This is a genomic window from Ewingella americana, from assembly GCF_006438725.1.
GTDB classification, from domain to species: Bacteria; Pseudomonadota; Gammaproteobacteria; order Enterobacterales; family Enterobacteriaceae; genus Ewingella; species Ewingella americana_A.
Genome location: NZ_RCZD01000011.1, coordinates 135,060 through 158,978, shown reverse-complemented (window position 1 = coordinate 158,978; position 23,919 = coordinate 135,060). Strand labels below are relative to the sequence as shown.

Sequence of the window (23,919 nt, the reverse complement as noted above, 5' to 3'; positions counted from 1 at the left end):
CCATGAGCCAACAAATCCGGCTGGCACGCGAAGATGAAGCGGCTGAGCTGCACGCGTTGTTGCAACAGGCCTATGCCCCGCTACTCAAGCTGAATATTCATTTCACCATCACCCGTGCCTCGGTTGACGAGGTACGCGAGGTGATCCGTCGTGAGACCACCTATGTGCTGGAAACCGAACAGGGGCTGACCGCCACGTTGACCACGCGCTTTCCGTGGACGCCCTCCAATAAAGAGTTCGCGCCCTGGCCGTTTGTTCACTGGTTTGCCGTCAGCGAAAGCGCCAAAGGACAGGGATTTGGCGCGCAGATCATGAGTTATGTCGAAGATAACTTTCTGCGCGACACCCTGAAAGTTCCGGCGGTTTATCTGGCGACCGCCATCCGGCATCCGTGGCTGACGGCGCTCTATCAGCGCCGCGGCTACGAACCTTTCCACACGGCGGTCAATCCGCTCGGTGTGGAACTGGTCTATTTACGCAAAATTCTTAACCAACCGCTGTATGAAGCACAGGCGCAGAAAGAGTTCGTGCGCACCGTGCCTGAAGCCAAACTTTACGTCTGATGACGTTTGAATCTGATGGATCTCTGGGGAAATAATGAATCGTATAACGCTCACCGCTGGCATGGCCAGCCTCTCTCTGTTGGCGCTGGCCGTCAGCCACAACGTTTTCGCCTCCACCGGGCAGCCCCGCAGCGGCGGTGCGCTGACCTGGGGTGTCGAAACCGAACCCAACACCTTTAACCCGCAGCTTAACGGCCAGTCGAAAGCGGAATTGATCCTGCGCGTAGCTTATGAATCCCTGCTGGCGCGCAAACCGGACGGTTCGTACATTCCGTGGCTGGCACAGGGTTACAGCCTGTCCGACGACGGAAAAACCTATACCTTTACCCTGCGCCCGGACGTCACTTTCTCTGACGGCAAAAAACTCGACGCCAATGCCGTGGCCGAGAATTTCCGCCATGCGCAGGATCCGGCCTACTGCGCAGGTTCAAGCCTGTGCGCCATCGCCAGCCGTATCGACAATGTCGGCACACCGGACGACCACACGGTTACCGTGACACTCAAACAGGTCTACGCCCCTTTCCTCTCTTTCGCGGCGAGTCTGAAATTATTGTCCCCGGCGGCGTGGAGTTCACCACAGCTGAAAGCCGGTGGGCCGGAGCTGGCAGGCACCGGACCTTTCATCCTTAAAAAATATGAGAAAGGCCAACAGGCGGAGTTCGTCAAAAACCCAAATTATAACTGGGCGTCGGCCAATGCGGCACATCAGGGACCGGCGTATCTCGACAGCGTGACCTACCGCTTCCTGCCGGAGTCCTCAGTGCGCAGCGGCGCGCTGCTCTCCGGGCAGGTTGATGTGATTGAAGGGATTTCCGGCAACGACGCGGGGGAATTCAAGGACAACAAAGACTTTACCTACCAGCACGCACTGAATACCGGCACGCCTTACTCGCTGTTTTTGAACGTCACCTACGGGCCGACGCAGGAGCTGAAGGTGCGTCAGGCGCTGTTGCAGGGGCTGGACGTCGGGCCGATATTGCAGTCGATCTATCGCGGCGAGCGGACCCGTGTCTGGGGCATTACGTCACCGGTGGATCCGCTGTATGACAACAGCCTCGACGGCAAATATGGCAATAACCCGACGCTGGCCAACCAGCTGCTCGACGAAGCGAGCTGGAAAACCCGTGACGGCGAAGGCTTCCGCTCAAAAGACGGTCAACGTCTGAGCATTGAAATTATTCAGGCGCAGGCCACGGTACGCGACCAGCGTGACGTATTACTGCAGGCGTTGCAGGCGCAGGCCCGCCAGCGTCTGGGCGTTGAGTTGAAAATTCGTTATGTCGATTCCGGCACCTATACCGACGTGCGCAATACCGGCCAGTTTGGCTCGATTGCCAATTCCAACACCGATACCGATGGCATCGATATTGAAAACCATTACCTGCCGGTAAAAGGCGGCGGTGCAATTAACTACAGCCGCACGGCAGCCCCGGAAATCACCCCATGGTTGCAGGGGGCGTCGCAGACGCTGGACACCGAAAAACGCAAAGGCTTTTACGCCCAGTTGCAGGAGTTCGCCATTGTGCAGCAGGCGCTGGCCATCCCACTGTATGAGCCGGAAGACCAGATTGCGGGCGCTGCCTACGTGCATGGTCTGGGCTTTCGGCCATTCAAACAGATGCCGGAAAATGCCTATGACGTTTGGCTGAGCGATCACTAATTGACGTGAATGAAAAAGGAGCTCTCCGATGACCGTAGAAAGTTCACTCGCCACGCCCCGCCGCTGGCGAAGCAACCTGAACTGGCGTGCGCCGCTGTTGTGGCGCGTGCTGCGCCGCGTCGGCAGCGGTGCGCTGGTGCTGTGGGCGGCGGTCAGCCTGTCGTTTATCAGCGTCTATCTGGCGCCCGGCGATATTGTTAGTTTGCTGGTTGGCGAGCAGGTGCGTACACCGGCCATCGAAGCGGCGATCCGCGCCGAATGGGGGCTGGACCAGCCGCTGTGGCTGCAATATCTGCATTACTTATGGCGGGTGCTGCACGGGGATTTTGGCCGCTCTTATATGCTGAATACGGATGTCAGTTCGCTGGTGTTGTCGCAGCTGTGGCCGACGCTGAAACTGACCGGCGCGGCGCTGGTGGTCAGCCTGATTTTCGCCGTGGCGATGGCGGTACTGACTGCCAACCGCCGTATCGGCAGGCGCATTGCCGGTTTCTTTGAACTGCTGCTGGCGTCAACGCCGTCGTTCTGGCTCGGTATCGTGCTGCTGTTTGTTTTTAGCTTCACCCTGCGCTGGTTTCCGGTGGCCGGTGACCGCAATTTCTCCGCCCTGGTGCTGCCCGCGCTGTCTCTTGGGCTGGCACAGGGCGCAGTGGTCGCACAGGTGCTGCGGCGTGGGCTGGAAGATGCCCTCAACGAGCCTTTCGCCCTGACGCTGCGCGCCTGGGGGATTGGCAACCTGACCATCCGCTTACGCCACGCGCTGCGTCATGCGGCGCTTCCCGCCGTTACCCTCACCGGCTGGCTGATTGGCGGACTGCTGAGCGGTGCGGTGATCACCGAACAGGTGTTTGGCCGCCCCGGCTTAGGCAAAATCACCGTCGATGCAGTGCTCGGTAAAGATCTGCCGGTGGTGCTGGCGGTGGCGATTTTCTCCGCGCTGGTTTATGTGGTGATGAGCACGCTGGTGGATATTCTCTATCTGCTGATTGACCCGCGCCTGCGTGACCAGCCCGCTTCCCACGGAGGCGCCTCATGAGCCTGACTCTTCCTTTGTTACGCCGTCGCGCATGGCCCCCCGCCGGTTTGCTGGTCTCTGGCATTTTTCTGCTGTTGGTGCTGCTGGCGGTACTGTTCCCTGCGCTGCTTAGCCCTTATGACCCGCTGATGGCGGATCCGGTGAACGCTCAGTTACCCCCTTCGGCCGCGCACTGGCTGGGAACGGACCAGCTCGGGCGCGACGTGCTGACGCGGTTGATTTACGGCAGCCGCTATTCGTTGCTGATCAGTATCGCCGCAATGGCGCTGGCGGTTACCGTTGGCAGCCTGCTTGGGCTGCTGGCCGGTCTGGCGCGCGGTGCGCTGGATGAGTTCATCAGCCGCGCCGTGGACGTTGTCTCGGCGTTTCCCGATCTGCTGCTGGCGCTGATGCTGATTGCGTTCACCGGCCCCGGCACCATCAATTTGATCTTCGCGCTGGGCGTGGCGTCGATACCGCGCTTTGCCCGGGTGGTCCGCGCTCAAACCTTTTTAGTGATGTCATCGGGCTATGTCGAACAGGCACGCACCTTTGGGCTGACCCGCCGGGTACTGGTCTGGCGGCACGTCCTGCCGCACGCCATTGCCCATGTGCCGGTGCTGGCGACGCTCGGTTTGGGCACGGCTATTATCGGCACCGCCGGGCTGAGTTTTCTCGGCATGGGGCCGCAACCGCCGACGGCCGAATGGGGACTGATGCTGGCCGAAGGCCGTAACTACCTGCGTAACGCCTGGTGGATTGGCGTCTGGCCGGGCGTGGCAATTACCCTGACCGTAGTCGCGGTTAATACCGTCGGCCGCCACTGGCAGGCCCGTTTCGAAGGGAAAAAGGCATGAGCCGCGAACTGTTCATTGATATCCGTAATCTCACCGTGCGCTTCCCTTCGCCACAGGGGCTGAAAGCCGTGGTCAGTGGCCTGAATCTGCAACTGCAACGCGGCCAGTCGCTGGCGCTGGTGGGAGAGTCGGGTTCAGGAAAAACCGTCACCGCACGCTCATTGATTGGCTTACAGGACGAAAATGCGCTGCTGACCGCCGACCGTTTCATGATTGACGGTCGAGACATGTTGCAGGCCAGCCAGCGCGACTGGCGGGCTATCCGTGGAAAGCAGATTGGTTACGTCCTGCAGGATGCACTGGTGTCGCTCGACCCGCTGCGGCGCATCGGCCAGCAGCTCGGCGATGCCCTGCGGGCCAACCCGCGCGATGGCAACACGGACTTGCGCCAGCGCAGTTTACAGCTGCTGGCCTCGGTGGGCATGCCTGAAGCACAGCGGCGGCTGGAGCTTTACCCGCACCAGCTTTCCGGCGGACTGCGTCAGCGCGCACTGATCGCCACCGCGCTGGCGGGCAGACCCGAACTGTTGATCGCCGATGAACCCACTACCGCGCTCGATATGACGGTACAAAAGCAAATTCTCGATTTACTGCAACGCCGCCGCGACGACGGTCAGGCGCTGTTGCTCATCAGTCACGACCTGTCGGTGGTTGGGCAACTGGCCGATTTTGTGATGGTGATGAAAGACGGCATCGTGGTGGAACAAGGCCCGGCGCAGCGCCTGTTGCAGGCACCGGAACATCCGTGGACCCGCCAGCTGTTGCAGGCGGTGCTGGCGGCGGGAGAAACGCTGGGCATTGTCGGCGAGTCGGGTTCGGGCAAAACCACCGTGGCACGTATGGTGCTCGGGCTGACCGAGCCCGACAGTGGACTGATTCAGATTGAAGGCCAGCCGTGGAGCCGCGTGGCAGAAAACCAGCGCCGCCTGCGCCGCAGCCGTATTCAACTTATTGCCCAGGATCCTCTCAGCTCGTTTGACCCGCGCTACACGGTGGAAAAAATCATTGGCGAGAGCCTGGACGCCGCCGGTATTTTCGGCGCAGAACGACGCCAGCGCGTGTTGCAGTTGCTGGACGAAGTGCGCCTCGGTGCCAGTTTCCTGCAACGCTATCCGCGTGAGCTCTCCGGCGGACAGCGCCAGCGGGTGGCGATTGCCCGCGCCTTTGCGCCTAATCCGGCCCTGCTGGTCGCCGACGAGCCGGTCAGTGCGCTGGATGTCTCGGTGCAGGCGCAGGTGTTGGATCTGCTGGCCGATATGCAGGCGGAGCACCGCACCGCGCTGCTGTTTATTTCTCATGACCTCGGCGTTATTCATCATCTGGCTGACCGGGTGCTGGTGATGAAAGACGGTGCGGTGGTCGAAAGCGGCGACGTCGGGCGCGTGTTTACCCATCCGCAGCACCGCTGGACACAACAATTGCTGGACGCCCTGCCGGTTCTTCCCGGTCAGGCGGCCTGAACCTGACATCCTCAAGATAATAGAAGCGAGCCAATCATGAGTAACAAAAGACAACTGCGTTTAGGGGCCATTATTCAGGGCGCATCAGGCAATATGTCGGCATGGCGCCACCCGGACGCGGTGGCTGACGCCAGTATCAATATTCAGTTCTGCCAGCAGCTGGCGCAGAAAGCTGAGCAGGGAAAATTTGATTTCCTGTTCGTGGCTGACGGTTTGTATATCAATGAGAAGTCGATCCCGCACTTTCTCAACCGCTTCGAGCCAATCACCCTGCTCTCCGCGCTGGCGCTGGTAACCCAAAAAATCGGGCTGGTGGCGACGCTTTCCACCTCTTACAGCGAACCGTTTACCGTGGCACGCCAGTTTGCCAGTCTCGATCATCTGAGCGGTGGTCGTGCGGGCTGGAACGTGGTGACCTCGCCGCTGGAGGGTTCAGCGAAAAACTTCTCACGGGATAAACACCCGGAGCATGATGAGCGTTACCGCATCGCCAGCGAATACGTCAGCGTAGTGAAGGGATTGTGGGATTCGTGGGAGGGCGATGCTTTTGTGCGCAATAAAGCCGACGGCCAGTTCTTTGCGCCGGAAAAACTGCATACCCTGAATCATCAGGGAAAATATTTTGCGGTACAGGGTCCGCTGAACGTCGGGCGCTCGCCGCAGGGCCAACCGGTGGTGTTTCAGGCCGGGGCGTCCGATCAGGGCAAAGCCTTTGCGGCAGAAGCGGCAGATGCCATCTATACCCGCCAGGCCACGCCGGAACTGGCCCGGGAATTTTACCAGGACGTTAAACGCCAACTGGTGGAAAACGGTCGCGGTGCCGATGGTATCCGTATTTTCCAGGGGATCAGCCTGATTGTCGGTGACAGTGTCACCGATGCCGAGCAAAAATATCAACAAACCGCACAGCTGGTCACCGTGGATAAGGCGCTGGAATACCTTGGCCGCTATTTTGAACACTATGATTTCAGCCAGCACGACCCTGATGCGCCCTTCCCGGACATCGGCGATCTGGGCCAGAACAGCTTTCGCAGCACCACCGATGAGATCAAACGTGACGCACAGGATCGCGGCCTGACGCTGCGCCAGGTTGCGCTGGAAGCCGCTACGCCACGCCCGACGTTTCTGGGTACGGCAGCCGATGTGGCCGACGGTCTGGAGCACTGGTTTACCGGCGGCGCAACCGACGGTTTTATCGTGCGCGGCGGCACGCCGACGGCGTTCGACGATTTTGTCGAACAGGTGATCCCGCTGCTGCAACAGCGCGGTCTCTACCGCACGGAATATGAAGGCAATACGCTGCGCGAAAATCTGGGCCTGCGTGAGCCGCAAAATCAGTTTGCCGCGAAAGCGTTGAGTGAAGAGCGGGAACTGGCCGTGGTGAAATAATTGCGCTAACGGTAAAAAGAACGCCCCTGCGATGGGGCGTTTTAGGTTTATTCAGCCGCCTGCTCAAGCGCAGCGACATCCCCCGATACAATCAACCCCATATGACGGGTGATGCGCTCCACCGGCCAGTTCCACCAGGCAATATTCTCCAGACGGCAGACGACGTCCGGGGCGAAGCGGCTTTTAATCAGTTTCGCCGGATTTCCCCCAACGACGCTGTACGCCGGAACGTCGGCAGTCACCACCGAGCGCGACGAGATGATGGCCCCGTTGCCGATGTTCACGCCGGGCATGATCAATTCGTCGTAGCCAATCCACACATCGTTACCGACAATTGTGTCGCCTTTATAAGGCAACTCTTCCATCGGCGGTAATGACTTTTCCCAGCCGTTACCAAAGATCCAAAACGGATAAGTCGAAACGCCGGACATCTTGTGGTTAGCGCCGTTCATAATGAACTTTACGCCGCGTGCCAGCGCACAAAATTTGCCTATCACCAGCTTGTCGCCAATAAACGGAAAGTGATACAGCACGTTGCGCTCGAAGTTTTCTGAATCTTCGGGATCGTCGTAATAGGTGTAGTCACCGATAATGATATTCGGGTTATTGACCGTGTTTTTGATGAAGCAAACCTGAGGGAAGCCGGCCATCGGATGTCGGGCTTCAGGTGCCGGGCCAGTCAGGGTGATCTCGTCCATTAAAGCGTCTCCTTGCTGTTTTTTATCACCCTAATGGAAAGCGTCTTTGAGGTCCAATGCTGAGACTTCTACTTATCCCACTGGCTGATACATATCCCCGCGGCTAAAGCTCCACTCCTGCGCAGTATTAAATTGAATCACCACCATCACATCATCCGGGTTGATGCCAAGTAAGACATGTAGCCGTTCGCTCAGTACGCGATAGAAATTTTGCTTCTGCTCAGACGTACGGGGTTTCCCCGCCACAATATGGAACAGCATGAAATCCGCGCTGCGCGTCCCGCTGAGATAGTGGCGATCGAAACTGCGCTGCACGTCCGGCAGCATCTCAATGATTTGAAAACGGTCAGCCGCAGGCACTGCAAATTCATCAACCAATGTCTGATGCAGGACGTCTGAAATCTGCCCGAGCGCCGCGTCGCTGTATCCCTGACGCAGGGTGATCCGGGTCATTGGCATTTTTCACCCTCCTCTGCCATACAGCTGATGGCCGATACCGCCGCGGGCCAGCCCGCATAGAAAGCCAGATGGGTGAATACTTCGGTGATTTCCACCCGCGTCAGACCGTTTTGTTGGGCAAAGTCGATATGCCAGGGCAACTGCTGGACGCGGCCCAGTGCGGTCAGCGTTGCCAGCGTGATCAGGCTGCGTTCACGGGGTGACAGCTCAGTGCGCTGCCAGATATCGCCAAACAGCACCTCCTGACTCAGTTCAGCCAGTTTGGGAGCGACCAGGGCGAGAGATTGACGATCAAGATTTGTCGGCATAGTTTTTCTCCATTGTGAGTGAAAATACTATGCCGTGATGATACTGTGCAGAAAATCAAAATATTCAGAACTTTTAATCCCGAATTTAAGGATGATTGTGGACAAACTCCCGGTCTCTCTGGACACCGACGCCCTGCGCAGTTTTGTGCTGGGTATTGAGTGCGGCAGCTTCGCGTTGGCGGCACAACGTTTGTGTCGTTCAACGTCGGCGGTCAGTGCTCAGTTAAAAAAGCTGGAGCAGCAGTGCGGTACGGCACTGGTGGTAAAAAACGGACGCCATCTCGTGCTGACCCCCAGCGGTGAAATGTTAATCAGTTATGCCCGTCGCTTACTGGCACTCAATGACGAGGCACAGTTGGCAATTAAGGGCGAGTTGCTCCAGGGAGAAGTACGGCTGGGTATGCAGGAGGATTTTGGTGAGTCAGCCATGCCGGAGGTCCTCGGAAAGTTTAGCCAGCAGCATCCGGGGGTGAAAATCTATGCCCAGGTAGACAGAAATCAGGCGCTGCTCGACGGTATGGCAGCCGGCAAACTTGATTTGGCACTTCTGTGGCAACCAGAAAAAGCATTGCCGGAATACCAGCCCATCGGCCACTGTCCTCTGGAGTGGATCCACCACCCAGACAGGGATATTCACGCCTATCTGGCGGATGGCGAACCGCTGCCGTTGGTGATGTTTGACGCGCCTTGTCTGATTCGCTCCCGTGCCATTGCTGCGCTTGACCAGGCAGGGATCCCGTGGCGGATCGTGTTTTCCTGCCACAGTCTCAGCGGCATCTGGGCTGGTGTTCAGGCCGGGCTTGGGGTGACGTTGCGAACCCGCATTGGCATGCCGGAGACGTTGAGCGTGATCACCGGTATTTTACCTTCACCTGGCCAGCTAGGTATCTCGCTGTTGCATAAAGGAAAGACATCTAATGCTGCCGTGCAATTATTACAACGGCTGATGGTGGAGAAGGTAAAAACGTTTACTCTTCTGTAGCTCACTGAAATAAAGGGTGTTTGCGTTCATACCCTTGCACGCTCAGCTTTACACTTTCCTCTTTTCTGCATTCGGAAATTAGTTACTTCCCGTGGCTAATATTTGCGCCTACTCCTGTTGAGAGGTAACAATAATCCTAACTTCTCAGCAAGAATTATTGGACGGAGTGTCCGGTTTGTTATGAGAAGTACCTGAAACCCAATACATAGAGGATAAGATGTATGTCTGATCATGGAAAAGTGGCGTTAGTAACAGGTGCAGGACAAGGGATCGGCAGAGCCATTGCGTTGCGGTTGGCGAAAGACGGCTTTGCCGTCGCCGTTGTGGACTTTAACGCAGAAACCGCCAATAGCGTGGCGAAAGAGATTAATCAGGCCGGTGGCCGGGCTATCGCGCAACTGGCGGATGTATCAGACCGCGACCAGGTGTTTGCCGCAGTGGAAGCCGCCAAAACCCAATTGGGCGGATTTGACGTTATCGTCAATAACGCGGGCATTGCACCCACTACGCTGATTGAGGATATCACACCGGAGATCGTAGACCGTGTGTACAACATCAATGTGAAAGGCGTTATTTGGGGTATTCAGGCGGCGATCAAGGCCTTTAAATCTCTCAATCACGGCGGGAAAATCATCAATGCCTGTTCGCAGGCCGGGCATGTCGGGAACCCTGAACTGGCAATCTACAGCTCAAGCAAATTTGCCGTACGCGGGCTGACCCAAACCGCCGCACGTGACCTGGCTCCGCTGGGTATCACCGTTAACGCCTACTGTCCGGGTATCGTGAAAACGCCGATGTGGGAAGAGATTGACCGCCAGGTGTCCAAAGCAGCCGGGAAACCGATCGGTTATGGCACCACCGAGTTTGCCAAGAACATCACGCTGAAGCGTCTGTCCGAGCCGGAAGATGTGGCAGGCTGTGTTTCTTACCTCGCGGGCCCTGATTCCGATTATATGACCGGTCAGTCACTGTTGATCGATGGCGGCATGGTGTTTAACTGAGTTAAACGCGATGGCAGCACAAACAAAAGCCTCCCTAATACGGAGGCTTTTTGCATTCTGGTTTGCCAGCTAAATAAATGTTACACCACCGGAATGTAATATTCGCAGGTAATGCCATTACGGGCGGTGGCCTGGGAGTATTTTTCCAGATCATGGCTCATACGGAACTGCAAGCCAAGCGTCGGTAAAAATACCGAGTAAAGGTAGAGGATATAGTCATTGAGGCGGCCGAGTTCGTGTGGATAGTCGATCTTCAAATAGCGCCCTGCCGGAACAGTCAGCGTAGCGGCTTTGTTATCGCTGTTATCCGTTGTTTTTTCCCGCCCGTAGGTATAGGCCATCTCCATCACCGACGTCAGTTCTTCGCCTGGTCCACAGTCCGACAGCCCCCACACTTCTCCCTGCATGGATTCAGGCTCTTTCAGGTAGTTGAGCAGGGCGTCGCGGTGGACGTGGTTTTTCGGATTGAACAGGGCTTCAATGGGATAAGTATGGCGCGTGGTTTGACCGACAAAAGCCATCTCTGGCATGTTAACTATCTCGTAATCGGGTTGCGGAAAGTCATCAATCAGCAGTGGTGCGGTGATGCCACCCATATCCCACTCACGGTTACGGCGAAATACGGCCGGCGTTTCGGCGAAGTTCTTTTTAAACGAACGGGTAAACGTTTGCTGTGAGTCGTAAGAGTAATAGAGCGAAATATCCAGGATCGGCATATTGGTCAGGCGCAGCGCAACCGCCGCCATCGTCAGGCGACGATCGCGGATATATTTGCCCAGCGCATAGCCGGTTTTGCTCTTGAACAACCGTTGCAGATACCAGGGCGAATAACCGGTTTTCTTTGACGCACTTTCCATCGTCAGGCGATCGTTCAGATTCACTTCAATCCAATACAACAGCTCTTTAATCAACTGATCATGAAAATCGGGTTTATCTACGTTGTACAAAATGCACTCCAGACGGTCCTGATGATGAAACTAATGTCCGCACTCGCAGCACGGAAAGCTATGTCACTTTTTTATTACTCAGTGCGCAATGGATTTTGAGAAAACGTTTACCACAATAACCCCAGCGATGATAAGACTTAGGCCGATGATAGCCGGGGTATCGAGTTTCTGCCCGTAATAGACCCAGCCTATCGCTGATACCAGCACAATGCCTATACCGGACCAGATGGCATACGCGATGCCGGTTGGCAGAGTACGCAGCGTCAATGAGAGCAGGAAGACCGCCAGTCCGTAACCGACAATACAAATCAGGCTGGGCCAGAACCGGCTGAACCCTTCGGAACTTTTGAGACTGCTGGTCGCGATGACCTCAGCCATAATGGCGATACAAAGATATAAATAAGTGATAAACATTAAACAGTTCCTTGTGCCGAAATGGCGTCACAATGTGAAGTACACCGTAATTCAATGTCAATTGCGCGGTTTAGGTTATGGGCAACGCGCTGTTCGGTGAGGCCCAGCGAAGCAAGACGCGCCATGCCGTCGAGACTGCTGCTCAGGCCTATAAGGCGCCAGGCAATGTCATCTGCGCACTCCCCACTTTTAAACTCGCCACTTACCCTGCCTTCTTCTATCACCTGCTTAACCAGCCTGTGCCAGTCAGACAATGAGCTGGCGAAAGCGGTTCGCATTAATTCATCTTGTTCGGTTAACAGCATCGCTTCACGCCACAGGCGAATGACCCGGGTGTAGTGCTGATCTTTGGCATCGATCAAATACAGCCGTATGCGCTCAAATGGCATTAAGTGACGGCTGGTCAACGCCAATGACTGCTGCATGTTGCGCATCACCAGCAGGTAGGCTTCTGCCCGCAACGCGGCCGCGCTGGAAAAATGATGATGAACTTGCCCTGCTGCGGTGTCCGCTTCGCTGGCCACCCGGCGAACAGTGGTCGATGCCAGACCCTCATCCAGCGCGATGCGTGCAGCAGCCTGTAAAATGGCGGCTTTGCGATCTTGTTTACACAGATAAACCACGGGAAGTGACCAGCGGTAAAGGAAGGAGACGTGCATCATGCCAAATGTTGGACGGATGTTCAAGTTTTGAGAACGCTCGTTCGCAAATGACCCAGTGTGACGGTTTGATCAGGGCCATAAAGAGACGGATTACCAACAACGGCGGGAAATCTCTCTCCTTATAATCCATTCCAAATTGGTATCCAATTTTGGATATATAAATAAAGGGTAATTAAAGGTATGATGCATTCACTGAGTTGATGGAAACAACATCTCATTTATCCATTTTTATAAATATCTTCATGAAGAAGAACACTATGATTTATTTCTCGGATCTCACGTGAAATTTTCCCTGGCGAAGGAATGTCTGAAATTAATGTTCATAAACGCGCCTCCTGTTAATAGGGGTGTTGTTATTACAGAGTGTCTACTGATATATCCATCGGCCATATTTTGAAATATTTTATCTAACATTGATATTACGATATGAAAAAAAATATATACTTCGAATATGCGAAAGTACTCATCTGTATTTTAATGAGTTTTTCTGCCTATGCACGTGATGGAATCGCATTACCTACTTTAGGCGGCGGTGACGTCTATTCTGATAATAAAGACGCAACGTTGCCTTCGACACAAAGTGAAAAAAATGAGAAAAACGTAGAGAGCCGCTCAGCGCAAACATTAATGAGTGAAGCTCAACAGAATTTCCAAAATTTGACAGTAGACGGTGCGACGAATCAACTTTATCAATATGGGAAAAGTGCAGTCACCAGCACGGCGCAATCGAAAGTCGAAGCGTTACTGTCACCTTACGGGCATGTCAGAACCAATTTAACCCTTAATGATGGCAGCCTTGATGGTTCATCACTGGATTACTTAATCCCCTGGTACGCGGGTGAAAGTACTTTGTTATTCAATCAATTCTCAACACACAGTAAAGATGGCCGTAATATTGCTAACCTGGGTGCGGGAGTTAGATATAACCTTAATAAAGATTGGTTGGTCGGCGTTAATGCTTTTTATGATTATGACATCAGTCGGGGTCATCGCCGGGGAAGTATGGGGACGGAAGTCTGGACCAACTATTTAAAGTTCAGCGGCAATTATTATATTCCTCTTTCCGAGTGGAAAACGTCGAAAGACTTTGATAATTATGAAGAACGACCGGCAGAAGGTTGGGATGTGCGTCTGCAGACCTATCTGCCTTCATATCCGCAATTGGGTGCCTCACTGGTATATGAACAATATTATGGTGATCAGGTTGCGCTGTTTGGTATTGATGATTTGCAGGAAGACCCTTCAGCCGTGACGGTGGGTGTGGATTACACTCCAGTGCCTTTGGTCACCATGGGGGTGGGCTATAAAAAAGGCAATACGGACAGCACCGAACTGACAGCCAATATTGCCGTGGATTACCATATCGGTGTGCCAATATCTAAGCAGTTGGATCCGTCGGCAGTGAGTGCGATGCGCACGCTGGCCGGTAGCCGCATGGATTTTGTTGATCGCAACAATGACATTGTTCTTGAGTACCGCGAAGTCAAAGATCTGGATATTGATACTTATCTCAAGCCGACCGGGACCGCACCGCAGTGTATTATTTCCGACCAGCCTGATCTTGCCGAAGCTTATGAAGGTTGCCACTGGACACTGAATGCTGACATCAAATCGCATCGGAAAATTAAATCAGCCCAGTGGGTCCCTGTGGGCGGATTCTCCGCAGAGTCTGCTCTAGGGTTACCGGCATTATCGCCGCAGAGTAATATTGGTGCAGGGAAGGATAATCACTGGACATTGACGTTCCCTGCCTGGGTGAACTCAGCGGCAAGTAATGCCAATGAGTATCAATTGGCGGTGACTATTACGGATGATAATGGCAATACTAAACAGTCTAATGTCGTCAAAATTAAAGTGGTGGAAGCGCCAGTGAGTTATCAGTTGCTGATCAGCAATTCACCCAATAATAATAAAGCCATTAAACAGACGGCCAACGGTAAAAATACTGTTGAGCTGGCGGCAACAGGCACTAAAGTTTCTGGCTTGCAAGGGGAAACGACGTCGCTACCGGCTGAAAATACCAATATGAAATTCCATATTTATTCCGTGTCGGATAAAAATCAGGAGCACGAAGTCACAATTCACAATTCGCAAAGTGAATGTGATAAGACCTCTGGCTGTATTTACTATGTTAAATCACCGACTCAAGGGAATACCTCTATTGCCAGTACGTTACCCGGTGTATTCACCGCCGTTGCAACGCCGATAGATGATGATACTAAAAAGACGAATTCTGTTTATATCGAATTTAGTACAGGTAATAAGGATATTGTGACAGCCATTGTTGATGTACAAAACCCTAATGTGAACCTGACTGAACTGAAAGGGAATAAATTACAATCTGGCCATGAATATCAGTTCAGGGTGGCGTACGACAGTAATGGCAACGGTAAATGGGATACTTCAGACCGTGAAAATATTTCAGACACCAACCCGACACTGATTGCCTCACTGGTGAATTACAAGTGGGTATTTGATGGAGTGAATGATCAGGGTGAAAAAGGTGGGTATGCCAATCAGGATACCAATAATCATAACCTGACGATTCCGGTAGAAAACGCCCAGGCTACGCAAGTGTTTGCGGCGGCAGGAAAAAGCGGAATTCAGGGATACGAATTAAAAGTCGATTTTGAACCATCATCAGCCGGTTTGAAATTACTTAATACTGCAAGCAGCCAATAAAGTTGTTAACCAATTATTTGGCTATTTATAACATAAACTTACTGAATGATGACTGATATGAAAACCTTCAACAAAACGCTTCTTGCCAGCCTGTTATTTGTAGGCTGCTCCCATCTCGCGATGGCAGAAATGACCGAGTCCGCCGGGCAATTGATCGGTACTGTTCCGGTATTAAAAGGAACAGGGAGCAGTTCTACCGACCACAGCGTCTCTTTCTCTAACGGCCACGAAAGCGGTTCAACCGAAGCGATGTCTCCGGGCGATACCATCACGTTGAGCTATGGCTTCACCGACGCAGAAGGCGATACCGACAGCAGTAAAACCACCATCAAGTGGTACACCACCAGTGATGGTAAAGGTGGCGACAAAATCGCGTTAGATAATGATGGAAAGGTGGGGTATACCCTGCAGGCATCAGATGCAGGTCGTTACCTTGGCGCAGAAATCACCGAACAGACCTCAACGGGTACACCGGCTAAAGGCCAGCTGATCACCATTGCTGATGTCAGTACCAACGACGCGACAGATGGCATTCCAACCGGTCCGGTTGTCGGCGGCAATATTGGCGTGATGATCGTCGATTCCGCATCACCTACCGTTAACCTCATTGGTAAGGAAGATAGTCAGTTACTGGTTGGTCATACTTATCAGTTCAAAGCCTGGTATGACGCTAATAACAACAGCGTCTGGGACGCTGGCGAAATTGAAGCGACGAGTAACTACAGCTACAAATGGGTCTTTGATGGCACCAGTGCCACTACCGGTACAGCGGGCGGTTATGCGGTTACTTCAACGAATAATAAAGATCTGTCTATCCCTGCAACCAATGCTCTGGCAACGAATGTCTTTGCGACGGCCGGCGCAGACGGTGTTCAGGGTTACAGTCTGAAAGTTGACTACACACCACTGCTGAAAAGTAGCCATAAATAAGGGCGTGAAATAGCGACGAGTCGATCATGAAAATTGAGCACGCAAGTGCTCAATTTTTTACACCCTCGTTCGCGCATAGGATGAAACCATCATGGCAAAATTATTGAAGTATTCTGCACTCTCCTGCTTGATGTTCCTCTCACTGAATACGCTGTGTCATGCTGAGATGACAACACCCTCAACCGGCCACCTCATCGGAACCCCTCCCTCGTTCTTCAACGTCGCTGGCGAAAGCGGGAAAGTGAATTTTACTAAAGATGATAAACACGAAACCGATCATGACCTGGATGTAAATGACACGGTGAAACTCTCATGGAAATTGCTCGACAACGAAGGTGATGCTGATGCGTCGCTCGCTTCCGTGGTCTGGCGTTGCGATCATCCGCAAAAAGGGCAGCGTGTTTTGGCAACCGGTGTGGACAGTTACACCATTACCTCGCAGGATCTGGGCTGCTTTATTGGCGTCAGTCTGCAACCCAAAACGCTAACCGGTGACCCACGTGAAAACGATCTCCTGACGATAGACGACATCAGTAATTACGATCAGGATGACAATATTGTTGATGGGCCTGTTAACCCGCATGCTATCAATATCACCGAGTACACCGTGGCACCCGGCACCACACAAAGTAAGACTGTAGCGGCCGATCTCATTTTGCGTACTGGCTGGAATGGCGCCAAATTACAGTTGGAAACCGACAATGTTGCCTCCCAGGTGACCTGGAAAAGCAGTAATGATGAGATTGCTACCGTTTCATCCAGCGGTCTGGTGACGTTTAAATCAAAAGGCGCAGTGACTTTCACGGCCACTAATGAGGAAGTCAGTAATACTATTACGTTTAATCCCGACCTTTTCTATGTTTTCAGTACGGTAGGACGCAGCTGGTATGAAGCTGATGCCTGGTGTACGGAACAAGGATACACCATGCCAGCACTCAATCAGTTGTCAACCGGCGCTGCTAATAAAAGGGAGATACCTTCTGCTACTTTGTGGCAGGAGTGGGGGAATGTTTCGGTAGATGGAGCCAAAGTTGCCGGGTCTGTTGTCTGGTCTAGCGATGAGTGGTCTAGTCACGGGTATTATATGTATATTTCTGACGGTCACACTACTTCAAACAGCAAATCAATGACAGAAGGTGCTGCGTGTCTGGTTCCTTAGTGATGGGTATTCCATGGGGTTTTTACCCCATGGAATACAAAGATTACAGACCTTCCGTCACGATTTTAGCGGCGGCGGCCAGCACATCTTTACGCGCTTTCGCATTCTGATGCGGCTGGGTGAAATAGGTCACCACAACCAGCGGCGGATGGTTTTCCGGCCAGATCACCGCGATATCGTTAGTGGTGCCGTAGTCGCCGCTGCCGGTTTTGTCACCCACTACCCACGTTGCTGGCAGGCCTGCACGGATGCTCTCGGCGCCGGTGGTATTACCCTTGAGCCATTCAACTAACTGTGCACGCTGAGGTTCACCCAAGGCTTTGCCTAATGTCAGGTTGTGCAGGCTGGTTGCCATCGCCAGCGGCGACGTGGTGTCTCGTTTATCACCCGGAATGGCGGTATTCAACGTTGGCTCAGTGCGGTCCAGACGGAAAGTGGTATCACCGATAGAGCGGGCAAACTTCGTCACCCCCACAGGCCCGCCAAGCTGGGCGATAAGCTTATTCATGGCAGTATTATCACTGTATTGCAGCGCAGCAGCGCTGAGTTCAGCCAGTGTCATGCCGGTATCCAGATGCTTTTCAGCAATGGGATTGTAGTTGACCAGATCGGATTTTTTGATCTCAACTCGCTGGTTCAGCAGTTCTTTCTCTGTCTCACTCTGTTTTAAAATCGCTGAAGCGGCCATCACTTTACTGGTGCTGCACATTGGAAAACGCTCATCGCCGCGATACTCAATCCTGGTGTTATCGGCGGTATTGATCAGCACCACTCCCAGACGTCCACCGGAATTTTTTTCCAGCGCTGCCAGTTTTTGTTGAATGGCTGCCACGTTTGTCGAGGTTTGTGCAAACAGGGGCGCACTGCCAAAGAGGAGTGGCATCACCGCCGTTGCCATGAGGGCCGCTTGTCGGAAGGTCATTTTGATCATGCTGTCTCTCGATTATGATGAATATTTATCTTTAAAATACATAGATTTGAAGATCCCCTCTTTCTCAAAGGATCGACAAGTGAGAAGGATTTTATCCGAACCTAAAGTAAACACATAGCTGAATATCCTGCCTGCCGCCCAGGTCTATGTCCGGGTTGAGATAAAAAATACGAAGACAAGGCTGCCCGCTAACCTGTTAATGCGTCAGGCTGATCCAGCCATGAAAACCCATATAGAGGCCGACGCACGCGATCAGCGCACTCGAGAAATAAGGGGCACGACGGGCTAAGGTGTTAAAACCACTCCAGCGTTTTGTCGCCTGCCTGACGCTATAAGCTGCGGCAACGCCAACGGTCACCAGCGTGATCGCCAGACCGATGCTAAAGCACAGCACCAGCGCAGCACCCAATGTAAAGGCTTTGACCTGAATGCAGAGCAACAGCACGGTGATCGCCGCCGGACAGGGGATCAACCCACCAGTCAGCCCGAAAAGGATGATCTGACCGGTGCTGACATTCTGGTTGGTAAAACGGCGCTGAATGTCGTTGGCATGGGCTTTTTCATGCGCGTCCTGATATTCCTGTGAACTGATATCCAGCCCCTCCAGCGCCGCGTGATCGTGCTCGTGATGTGGGTGGGCGTGCTCTGTAAACACCACATCATAGTCATGCGAATGACCCCCATGCCCCAGCGACAGGCGCGCAGTGAAATTATGCGGCTCGGGGACGGCATGTACTGACTGCAAGCCGCCCTCGATTTCCTCGAATTGGAAAATCTGCGCCATCCCTGTTTCACGCGACGTGGTCACGGTGACGGTTTTTGCTCCCCAGCGCTGTCCCGACAGGTTCTTCAGACGCCAGTGCGGCGGCATACCTTCTTCAAAAATTGACAGTTCGACGCGACCGTGACCGGTATCAATCAGATGAGATTCATCATGATGATGGTCATGTTGTTCTACCTGCTCCCTCTTCCATAATTGTTCCCCGCGCCAGGTGCGCCAAAACATCCAGATAGCGGTGGCAATAATGATGACGGCCGAAATAATCTGGAAGTAAGGTTCGGTTGCTTCGGCGGTGAATTGACGGCTCAGATACATGCCACCGAAGGCGATGAGCCACACGATGGCCGTGTGCGACAGAGTGGCAGCCAGCCCCAGGTAAACCGCCTGTTTCATCGTGCCCCGGATCGCGATAATAAATGCCGCCATCATCGTTTTCGAATGCCCCGGTTCCAGCCCATGCAGCGCACCTAACAAAATCGCGCTGGGAATAAAGAGCCATGCGTTGCTCGTGCCTTGCTGTAACAGTGCGGAAAAATCAGTCATAGCGTGCCTCAGAGATACTTGGTGATGTCTTTAAATTCACGGATGACATCAGCCGACACTTCACCATCCTCCTTTACCGCGTGATCCAGACAGTGGTCCAGGTGGTCGTGAATGAGCGTTTTTTTAGCGTTAACAATGGCTTTCTCTACCGCCTGAAGCTGCTGAGCTATATCGAGACAGGTTCTGCCCTCCTCCAGCATTTTTATTGTGCTGTTCAGATGGCCTGTGGCGCGCTTAAGTCGTTTGATAATGTCCGGATGTGTTGTATGTGCGTGCATATTATATCCTATGGGGGGGGATAGGATGATGCTAGCGGAATTGAGTCTTATTGTCATCCATGAAATGAATCACGTGATCCGCCAGCCCTTAAATTCTTTATCGTTTCCCCGAAGATATTGATCACAACTTCCAGTCACCATTGAATTCTGAAGTACAACCCCTCGCTTTCTTTTACTTATCTCAGTCATGCCCTGGTGACACATACAAAAAGCGGGTTATAAAGCCGTTTCCTGAGGTGTGTCGTTATCGTGTCATGAAGGTGTCGCCTGTCTGTCGTGCCGCAGGGGAGATGGATGTGCGAAAATACTCTTATAAAGAATCAGTGAGGGAGCATAAATGAGTACAGGTGAAAAAATTAAAGAGTACTGCGGTTTATAAGAGAACAAATGTCCTGGCTGCACGGGAAATATCACATTCAGGAAAGGGAGACTAATACATACATTCTTGCTGTCTGAGTCGAAGTGGGGATTTCTTCTATAGCCAGTCAATAGTGGTTTTTTATCAATAAGGTGAAAATATGTCTGTCATACAGTTTTTCAAAGATATTCCTGTATGGGTGTGGGTTCTGCTTATTTTCCTGCTTCGCCGCGGATTTACCGCTCTCTTCGACCGGGAAATGCATCCGGGAAGACTGTTCTTCCTCCCGGTCTTGTTTCTAATCTGGGGAGTCTATGATGTAACCAATGAGACATCCCGCCCCGGCCTTAGCCTGATCATGATGGGATTCGGAGTACTGGCAGGCATTATTTTCGGGTATATATTATGGTGGTCGCAACCACCACTGAGAAACTCAGATCATTCGGGTTTTATCGTACGCAGCGGGACGCCACTGACGCTTGGCATGATAATCGTTGCCTTTAGCCTGAAATTCACTCTAACCTCAGCCCTGTATCTCCAGCCTTCATTACGTGAAGCGGAGACATTCTGCATAGTTTTTGGATTAATAACAGGAATGATCGACGGGATCTTCTGGGGGGGAACGCTCCGGTTGTTTATGCCATGGTATAAACATCAGCGGACGCTTGAACAGGGCAATAATTGTAATGATTAAATACATAATGCACTGAAAGAGGCCAGCATATCGAGCATCATCCCATTAATGGCTGTCAGCATTGCCTGGGTGAATCAACGCCATGTGGCTCGTCGGTAAATTCAGGCTTACTACAACAAGGTGCTTTTCCTGGATCAGGTGCTTCAGTTTTTGCCACCCTTCTTCGTCCAGGCGCGAAATCTATCAACCTGCTCAATGAGAATAATGTCACCAGGTGCAGCGTTATCCAGAAGGCGCAAAAGCTCCGGCCGTTGAAGAGATGCGCCGGATACATATTCGGTGTATCAGCTGACCAACCGAAAACCTTTCTCCTCAACGAACGCCTTCATTCTGTTTTTTTGCCCGAAGAGCATTTTGTTCTTTCGTCGATGCCCGGAGATATCCGTGATATGTACATTTTTTAACCTTGCTGTGTCACTTAGGTGATGATCATCATGTACATGACAGATAAGTGATGATCCAACGTTGAAAAACGCCGTTTATGGCTAGTGATACAGGCGTATAGCTTAATGTTGTATCAGTTTTGGGAGTGCCTTTTATAATTGGGCGTAATAGCTGCAGGGAATCTATTGGCACAATAGAGCGGATAAAACTATACTGGATGTAAGATTAAATCTTACATCGAGGTGGGTATGGCTAGAACTATGACGGTTGATTTGGGTGATGAACTTCGAGAATTTATAGATTCATTAGTAAAATCCGGTGATTACAGAACTCAAAGTGAAGTGCTTCGGGAAGCATTGCGCTTATTGCGTGAAAAGCAGGCCGAATCTCACTTGCAGACTCTACGGGATCTATTGGCTGAAGGGGTGAGCAGCGGAACGCCAGAAACATGGGATAAAGATACGTTTCTGCAGCGGGTGAAAGGAAAGGCTAGTCTGCATGAAAGAGATTAACCTGACGCCTAAAGCGACTGAAGATTTGGAAGCTATTTGGTCTTATAGCCAAGAACAATTTGGCCTTGTTAAAGCTGATGAATATATCAGTCGCATTTCGAACATTTTTGAAGTTCTAGCTACCCATGAAATCGGAACAGAAAGGCGTGAGTTAGGAGATCATATCTTCTCATTACCTATTGAAAGGCATGTGATTTTCTTTGTTCCATCTGAGTTTTCCATCACTGTGATCCGCGTTCTGAATCAATCGCAGGATGTTGTTCGTCATCTTTCCTGGACTTAATTTGAGCCAGATATAGAACGGAAAATTTAAGGAAGGGGATGAGTTATACTCGACGCAGTTTGAAAATAACCACGATATTTAACACAATATCATCGTGCGTACCGAGTGTGTAGTCGCTAAGCTAACCGCTTGGGGGACATTTAAAACCAGCCTTAACAAAATAAGATTTTTGGTTATGTTGAATAAAAACAAGTCTCTGCCAAAAATGCCGCAACGCCCTTGCAACGTTGGCTTGCGCAAGGGCGTAATCATCACGTCGAAGTCAAAACGACATTGCTTACCGAGGATATTGTTCACGGCAGCTGCGTGCCCTGCTTTATCTTTAGCGCCCGAGATCACCTTTAACGGTTATGTGCAACAGTGCCGCTACAACTATCAGTGATGACCAAATAGCATTGTCCAAAACATGCCCAGGACGACCAACGCCATAACGCCGGTGCAGGCCCAGCCTAATGCTTGCATACGCTTGCCTATGACAAATTCCCCCATAATTTTTTTGTTTATGGCCATTAACATCATAATTATCATGATGGGCACTGCAATTACGCCATTAATTACGGCGCTCCAAAAAAGAGCTTTTATCGGGTCAATAGGCGTAAAACAGATACCTAGCCCGATCAACATGGCGATCGCAATAATCGCATAGAAATGCTTGGCCGCCACCGGTTTGGCTTCAAGGCTGTTTCTCCACTGGAATGCTCCGGCCATGGCATAGGCTGCTGAACCTGCCAGCACGGGGATCGCTAATAAGCCTGTGCCGATAATCCCCAGGCTGAATAGCCAAAAAGCAAACTGGCCAGCTACCGGGCGTAGTGCCGATGCCGCTTGTGCAGAGGTCTGAATATTTGTCACATGATGCATGTGCAGAGTAACGGCAGTGGTTAACATGATGAAAAATGCCACAACGTTGGAAATCCCCATACCTATCAATGTGTCGATTCTGATACGGCGAAAATTGGCACTAGCCTGATTGGGCGCGTCTATCAGCGGCTTGGCATCGGGATGTAAATGCAACTCCTCCACCTCTTGTGAGGCCTGCCAGAAAAATAGATAGGGGCTTATAGTGGTGCCGAATATCGCTACCACCATGATTATATAGTCAGATTTCCAGGATATATGCGGAATAAATGTGCTTTTTAATACCTGTCCCCAAGGAATATGGACGACGAAAATAATACCCACATAGGCAAATAACACTAATGTCAGCCATTTCAGTACGCGGACATAGCTGTTATAAGGTATGAAAATCTGTAATAACAATGAAATAACTGCAAACCCCAAAGCATAAAGATGGGGCGGGCCACCAATGAGTAACGCCAGGGCCTGCCCCATTGCGGCAATGTCGGCGGCAATATTAATGGTGTTTGCAATAAAAAGCAGACCAATAATCGCATACAGCATGGATATGGGATAATGCAGCCGAATATTGGTGGTCAACCCCCGGCCGCTGACACGACCTATTTTGGCGCTGATAAGCTGAATACCTACCATCAACGGATAGGTTAAGATCAGCGTCCATAACATGGCAAAACCGAATTGGGCGCCACTTTGGGAATAGGTCGCGATACCACTCGGATCATCGTCTGCGGCACCCGTTATCAGCCCAGGGCCTAACTTTTTCCACCAAGGTTTTTGGCCTTTGGAAGTATCCTCTGCAGTAGAATTTTTCATTTTTGCTCTTAGAGAGAAAAAAATCAGCGTCTGTATAGCATAGCAGTCAAATGTCGAGGGCTGGGGTGTAACGGAATCAGGAACGTCTTTAAGCCGTCATTTTAAATAGTCAAAAATTAACCAGCCAATTTACATCGCAGATTGCCCTTCTTAGCGTACGTTTTCGCCCCATTGGACCTCAAACCCCGCATAGTGAAAATAATTGCTAACGGTTCAATGCCAGTCTTAGTTACCACGGTGTTCTTTATTCCCTCCGTATATTTTATAATGAAGGGAAGATTGCTGCTGAAAATCATCA

General features: G+C 52.1%; 24 protein-coding genes and 1 pseudogene. 14 read left to right on the top strand and 11 right to left on the bottom strand.

Features of this window, described 5'->3' with window-relative positions:
* The first annotated feature begins 2 nt into the window (after positions 1-2).
* Genes EAH77_RS19145 through EAH77_RS19120 form a run of 6 tightly spaced genes read left to right on the top strand, consistent with a single transcriptional unit; the run spans position 3 to position 6,944 of the window.
* Positions 3-563 carry a GNAT family N-acetyltransferase gene (locus tag EAH77_RS19145; protein ID WP_140474416.1) on the top strand — a complete coding sequence of 187 codons (561 nt, stop codon included), beginning with the start codon at positions 3-5 and terminating at the stop codon, positions 561-563.
* Between the two features lie 34 nt (positions 564-597).
* The gene (locus EAH77_RS19140) at positions 598-2,223 is read left to right on the top strand and encodes an ABC transporter substrate-binding protein (RefSeq protein ID WP_140474415.1); all 1,626 of its coding nucleotides are present in this window, start codon (positions 598-600) and stop codon (positions 2,221-2,223) included.
* Between the two features lie 28 nt (positions 2,224-2,251).
* Positions 2,252-3,259, top strand: a complete 1,008-nt coding sequence (locus EAH77_RS19135; RefSeq protein ID WP_140474414.1) for an ABC transporter permease — start codon at positions 2,252-2,254, stop codon at positions 3,257-3,259.
* Positions 3,256-4,095, top strand: coding sequence for an ABC transporter permease (locus EAH77_RS19130; protein WP_140474413.1), 840 nt, complete (start codon positions 3,256-3,258; stop codon positions 4,093-4,095). Before EAH77_RS19135 ends, EAH77_RS19130 begins: the two co-directional genes overlap by 4 nt.
* Positions 4,092-5,555, top strand: coding sequence for a dipeptide ABC transporter ATP-binding protein (locus tag EAH77_RS19125; RefSeq protein ID WP_140474412.1), 1,464 nt, complete (start codon positions 4,092-4,094; stop codon positions 5,553-5,555). The genes EAH77_RS19130 and EAH77_RS19125 overlap by 4 nt, the downstream gene beginning before the upstream one ends.
* A 36-nt stretch (positions 5,556-5,591) precedes the next feature.
* On the top strand, positions 5,592-6,944 hold the full coding sequence (locus tag EAH77_RS19120) for an LLM class flavin-dependent oxidoreductase (protein WP_140474411.1): 1,353 nt from the start codon (positions 5,592-5,594) through the stop codon (positions 6,942-6,944).
* Positions 6,945-6,991: 47 nt separating this feature from the next.
* On the opposite strand, the gene EAH77_RS19115 is transcribed toward EAH77_RS19120, so the two are convergent.
* From EAH77_RS19115 to EAH77_RS19105, 3 genes are all read right to left on the bottom strand, one after another.
* A complete protein-coding gene (locus EAH77_RS19115) occupies positions 6,992-7,642 on the bottom strand; it encodes a Vat family streptogramin A O-acetyltransferase (protein ID WP_140474410.1) in 651 nt (216 codons plus the stop codon).
* 72 nt (positions 7,643-7,714) lie between these two features.
* On the bottom strand, positions 7,715-8,101 hold the full coding sequence (locus EAH77_RS19110; protein ID WP_140474409.1) for a tautomerase family protein: 387 nt from the start codon (positions 8,099-8,101) through the stop codon (positions 7,715-7,717).
* Positions 8,092-8,409, bottom strand: coding sequence for a carboxymuconolactone decarboxylase family protein (locus EAH77_RS19105; RefSeq protein WP_140474408.1), 318 nt, complete (start codon positions 8,407-8,409; stop codon positions 8,092-8,094). Before EAH77_RS19105 ends, EAH77_RS19110 begins: the two co-directional genes overlap by 10 nt.
* Before the next feature lie 97 nt (positions 8,410-8,506).
* Here EAH77_RS19105 and EAH77_RS19100 point away from each other — a divergent pair, with 97 nt between their 5' ends.
* Both EAH77_RS19100 and EAH77_RS19095 read left to right on the top strand, forming a co-directional pair.
* Complete coding sequence (locus tag EAH77_RS19100) at positions 8,507-9,391, top strand: LysR substrate-binding domain-containing protein (RefSeq protein WP_140474407.1); 885 nt, start codon at positions 8,507-8,509, stop codon at positions 9,389-9,391.
* A 221-nt stretch (positions 9,392-9,612) separates the two neighbouring features.
* Positions 9,613-10,392 carry a (S)-acetoin forming diacetyl reductase gene (locus EAH77_RS19095; RefSeq protein WP_140474406.1) on the top strand — a complete coding sequence of 260 codons (780 nt, stop codon included), beginning with the start codon at positions 9,613-9,615 and terminating at the stop codon, positions 10,390-10,392.
* Positions 10,393-10,472: 80 nt separating this feature from the next.
* On the opposite strand, the gene EAH77_RS19090 is transcribed toward EAH77_RS19095, so the two are convergent.
* The 3 genes from EAH77_RS19090 to EAH77_RS19080 all read right to left on the bottom strand — a co-directional run bounded on the left by EAH77_RS19090 (position 10,473) and on the right by EAH77_RS19080 (position 12,439).
* Complete coding sequence (locus EAH77_RS19090) at positions 10,473-11,339, bottom strand: helix-turn-helix domain-containing protein (protein ID WP_140474405.1); 867 nt, start codon at positions 11,337-11,339, stop codon at positions 10,473-10,475.
* Between the two features lie 78 nt (positions 11,340-11,417).
* Positions 11,418-11,753, bottom strand: a complete 336-nt coding sequence (locus tag EAH77_RS19085; RefSeq protein WP_140474404.1) for an SMR family transporter — start codon at positions 11,751-11,753, stop codon at positions 11,418-11,420.
* Entirely contained in the window at positions 11,753-12,439 is a 687-nt protein-coding gene (locus EAH77_RS19080) for a TetR family transcriptional regulator (RefSeq protein ID WP_241673494.1), read from the bottom strand. The genes EAH77_RS19085 and EAH77_RS19080 overlap by 1 nt, the downstream gene beginning before the upstream one ends.
* Before the next feature lie 402 nt (positions 12,440-12,841).
* Between EAH77_RS19080 and EAH77_RS19075 the strand changes: the two genes are divergently transcribed.
* From EAH77_RS19075 to EAH77_RS19065, 3 genes are all read left to right on the top strand, one after another.
* Positions 12,842-15,097, top strand: a complete 2,256-nt coding sequence (locus tag EAH77_RS19075) for an inverse autotransporter beta domain-containing protein (protein ID WP_140474403.1) — start codon at positions 12,842-12,844, stop codon at positions 15,095-15,097.
* A gap of 57 nt (positions 15,098-15,154) precedes the next feature.
* Positions 15,155-16,027 (top strand): SinI family autotransporter-associated protein, encoded by an 873-nt coding sequence (locus EAH77_RS19070; RefSeq protein ID WP_140474402.1) that lies wholly within the window; start codon positions 15,155-15,157, stop codon positions 16,025-16,027.
* A gap of 91 nt (positions 16,028-16,118) precedes the next feature.
* The gene (locus tag EAH77_RS19065) at positions 16,119-17,186 is read left to right on the top strand and encodes an Ig-like domain-containing protein (protein WP_140474401.1); all 1,068 of its coding nucleotides are present in this window, start codon (positions 16,119-16,121) and stop codon (positions 17,184-17,186) included.
* Between the two features lie 43 nt (positions 17,187-17,229).
* Here the strand turns inward: EAH77_RS19065 and bla are convergent, their stop codons facing one another.
* From bla to EAH77_RS19050, 3 genes are all read right to left on the bottom strand, one after another.
* Positions 17,230-18,117: a class A beta-lactamase gene (gene bla, locus EAH77_RS19060; protein ID WP_140474400.1), complete on the bottom strand. Its 888-nt coding sequence runs from the start codon at positions 18,115-18,117 to the stop codon at positions 17,230-17,232.
* 196 nt (positions 18,118-18,313) lie between these two features.
* On the bottom strand, positions 18,314-19,441 hold the full coding sequence (locus EAH77_RS19055; RefSeq protein WP_140474399.1) for a nickel/cobalt efflux protein RcnA: 1,128 nt from the start codon (positions 19,439-19,441) through the stop codon (positions 18,314-18,316).
* An 8-nt stretch (positions 19,442-19,449) separates the two neighbouring features.
* A complete protein-coding gene (locus EAH77_RS19050; protein WP_140474398.1) occupies positions 19,450-19,719 on the bottom strand; it encodes a metal-sensing transcriptional repressor in 270 nt (89 codons plus the stop codon).
* A gap of 518 nt (positions 19,720-20,237) precedes the next feature.
* On the opposite strand from EAH77_RS19050, the gene EAH77_RS19045 reads away from it, so the two are divergent.
* Positions 20,238-20,771: a DUF6622 family protein gene (locus tag EAH77_RS19045; RefSeq protein ID WP_140474397.1), complete on the top strand. Its 534-nt coding sequence runs from the start codon at positions 20,238-20,240 to the stop codon at positions 20,769-20,771.
* Between the two features lie 11 nt (positions 20,772-20,782).
* On the opposite strand, the pseudogene EAH77_RS19040 reads toward EAH77_RS19045, so the two are convergent.
* A pseudogene (locus tag EAH77_RS19040) lies at positions 20,783-21,158 on the bottom strand (recombinase family protein); the annotation flags it as partial.
* Positions 21,159-21,403: 245 nt separating this feature from the next.
* Between EAH77_RS19040 and EAH77_RS19035 the strand changes: the two are divergent.
* Together EAH77_RS19035 and EAH77_RS19030 are read left to right on the top strand one after the other, a co-directional pair.
* Positions 21,404-21,667, top strand: a complete 264-nt coding sequence (locus EAH77_RS19035; RefSeq protein ID WP_140474396.1) for a type II toxin-antitoxin system ParD family antitoxin — start codon at positions 21,404-21,406, stop codon at positions 21,665-21,667.
* Positions 21,654-21,950 (top strand): type II toxin-antitoxin system RelE/ParE family toxin, encoded by a 297-nt coding sequence (locus EAH77_RS19030; RefSeq protein WP_140474395.1) that lies wholly within the window; start codon positions 21,654-21,656, stop codon positions 21,948-21,950. The genes EAH77_RS19035 and EAH77_RS19030 overlap by 14 nt, the downstream gene beginning before the upstream one ends.
* Positions 21,951-22,325: 375 nt before the next feature.
* Here EAH77_RS19030 and EAH77_RS19025 read toward each other — a convergent pair whose 3' ends face one another.
* Positions 22,326-23,621: an NRAMP family divalent metal transporter gene (locus EAH77_RS19025; protein WP_140474394.1), complete on the bottom strand. Its 1,296-nt coding sequence runs from the start codon at positions 23,619-23,621 to the stop codon at positions 22,326-22,328.
* Positions 23,622-23,919: the final 298 nt, after the last annotated feature.

Bases quoted from the DNA above. Each gene is read 5' to 3' on its own strand.
- EAH77_RS19145 (WP_140474416.1), top strand. From the start codon at position 3: ATGAGCCAACAAATCCGGCTGGCACGCGAAGATGAAGCGGCTGAGCTG.
- EAH77_RS19140 (WP_140474415.1), top strand. From the start codon at position 598: ATGAATCGTATAACGCTCACCGCTGGCATGGCCAGCCTCTCTCTGTTG.
- EAH77_RS19135 (WP_140474414.1), top strand. From the start codon at position 2,252: ATGACCGTAGAAAGTTCACTCGCCACGCCCCGCCGCTGGCGAAGCAAC.
- EAH77_RS19130 (WP_140474413.1), top strand. From the start codon at position 3,256: ATGAGCCTGACTCTTCCTTTGTTACGCCGTCGCGCATGGCCCCCCGCC.
- EAH77_RS19125 (WP_140474412.1), top strand. From the start codon at position 4,092: ATGAGCCGCGAACTGTTCATTGATATCCGTAATCTCACCGTGCGCTTC.
- EAH77_RS19120 (WP_140474411.1), top strand. From the start codon at position 5,592: ATGAGTAACAAAAGACAACTGCGTTTAGGGGCCATTATTCAGGGCGCA.
- EAH77_RS19115 (WP_140474410.1), bottom strand. From the start codon at position 7,642: ATGGACGAGATCACCCTGACTGGCCCGGCACCTGAAGCCCGACATCCG.
- EAH77_RS19110 (WP_140474409.1), bottom strand. From the start codon at position 8,101: ATGCCAATGACCCGGATCACCCTGCGTCAGGGATACAGCGACGCGGCG.
- EAH77_RS19105 (WP_140474408.1), bottom strand. From the start codon at position 8,409: ATGCCGACAAATCTTGATCGTCAATCTCTCGCCCTGGTCGCTCCCAAA.
- EAH77_RS19095 (WP_140474406.1), top strand. From the start codon at position 9,613: ATGTCTGATCATGGAAAAGTGGCGTTAGTAACAGGTGCAGGACAAGGG.
- EAH77_RS19085 (WP_140474404.1), bottom strand. From the start codon at position 11,753: ATGTTTATCACTTATTTATATCTTTGTATCGCCATTATGGCTGAGGTC.
- EAH77_RS19075 (WP_140474403.1), top strand. From the start codon at position 12,842: ATGAAAAAAAATATATACTTCGAATATGCGAAAGTACTCATCTGTATT.
- EAH77_RS19070 (WP_140474402.1), top strand. From the start codon at position 15,155: ATGAAAACCTTCAACAAAACGCTTCTTGCCAGCCTGTTATTTGTAGGC.
- EAH77_RS19065 (WP_140474401.1), top strand. From the start codon at position 16,119: ATGGCAAAATTATTGAAGTATTCTGCACTCTCCTGCTTGATGTTCCTC.
- bla (WP_140474400.1), bottom strand. From the start codon at position 18,117: ATGATCAAAATGACCTTCCGACAAGCGGCCCTCATGGCAACGGCGGTG.
- EAH77_RS19055 (WP_140474399.1), bottom strand. From the start codon at position 19,441: ATGACTGATTTTTCCGCACTGTTACAGCAAGGCACGAGCAACGCATGG.
- EAH77_RS19050 (WP_140474398.1), bottom strand. From the start codon at position 19,719: ATGCACGCACATACAACACATCCGGACATTATCAAACGACTTAAGCGC.
- EAH77_RS19045 (WP_140474397.1), top strand. From the start codon at position 20,238: ATGTCTGTCATACAGTTTTTCAAAGATATTCCTGTATGGGTGTGGGTT.
- EAH77_RS19035 (WP_140474396.1), top strand. From the start codon at position 21,404: ATGGCTAGAACTATGACGGTTGATTTGGGTGATGAACTTCGAGAATTT.
- EAH77_RS19030 (WP_140474395.1), top strand. From the start codon at position 21,654: ATGAAAGAGATTAACCTGACGCCTAAAGCGACTGAAGATTTGGAAGCT.
- EAH77_RS19025 (WP_140474394.1), bottom strand. From the start codon at position 23,621: ATGAAAAATTCTACTGCAGAGGATACTTCCAAAGGCCAAAAACCTTGG.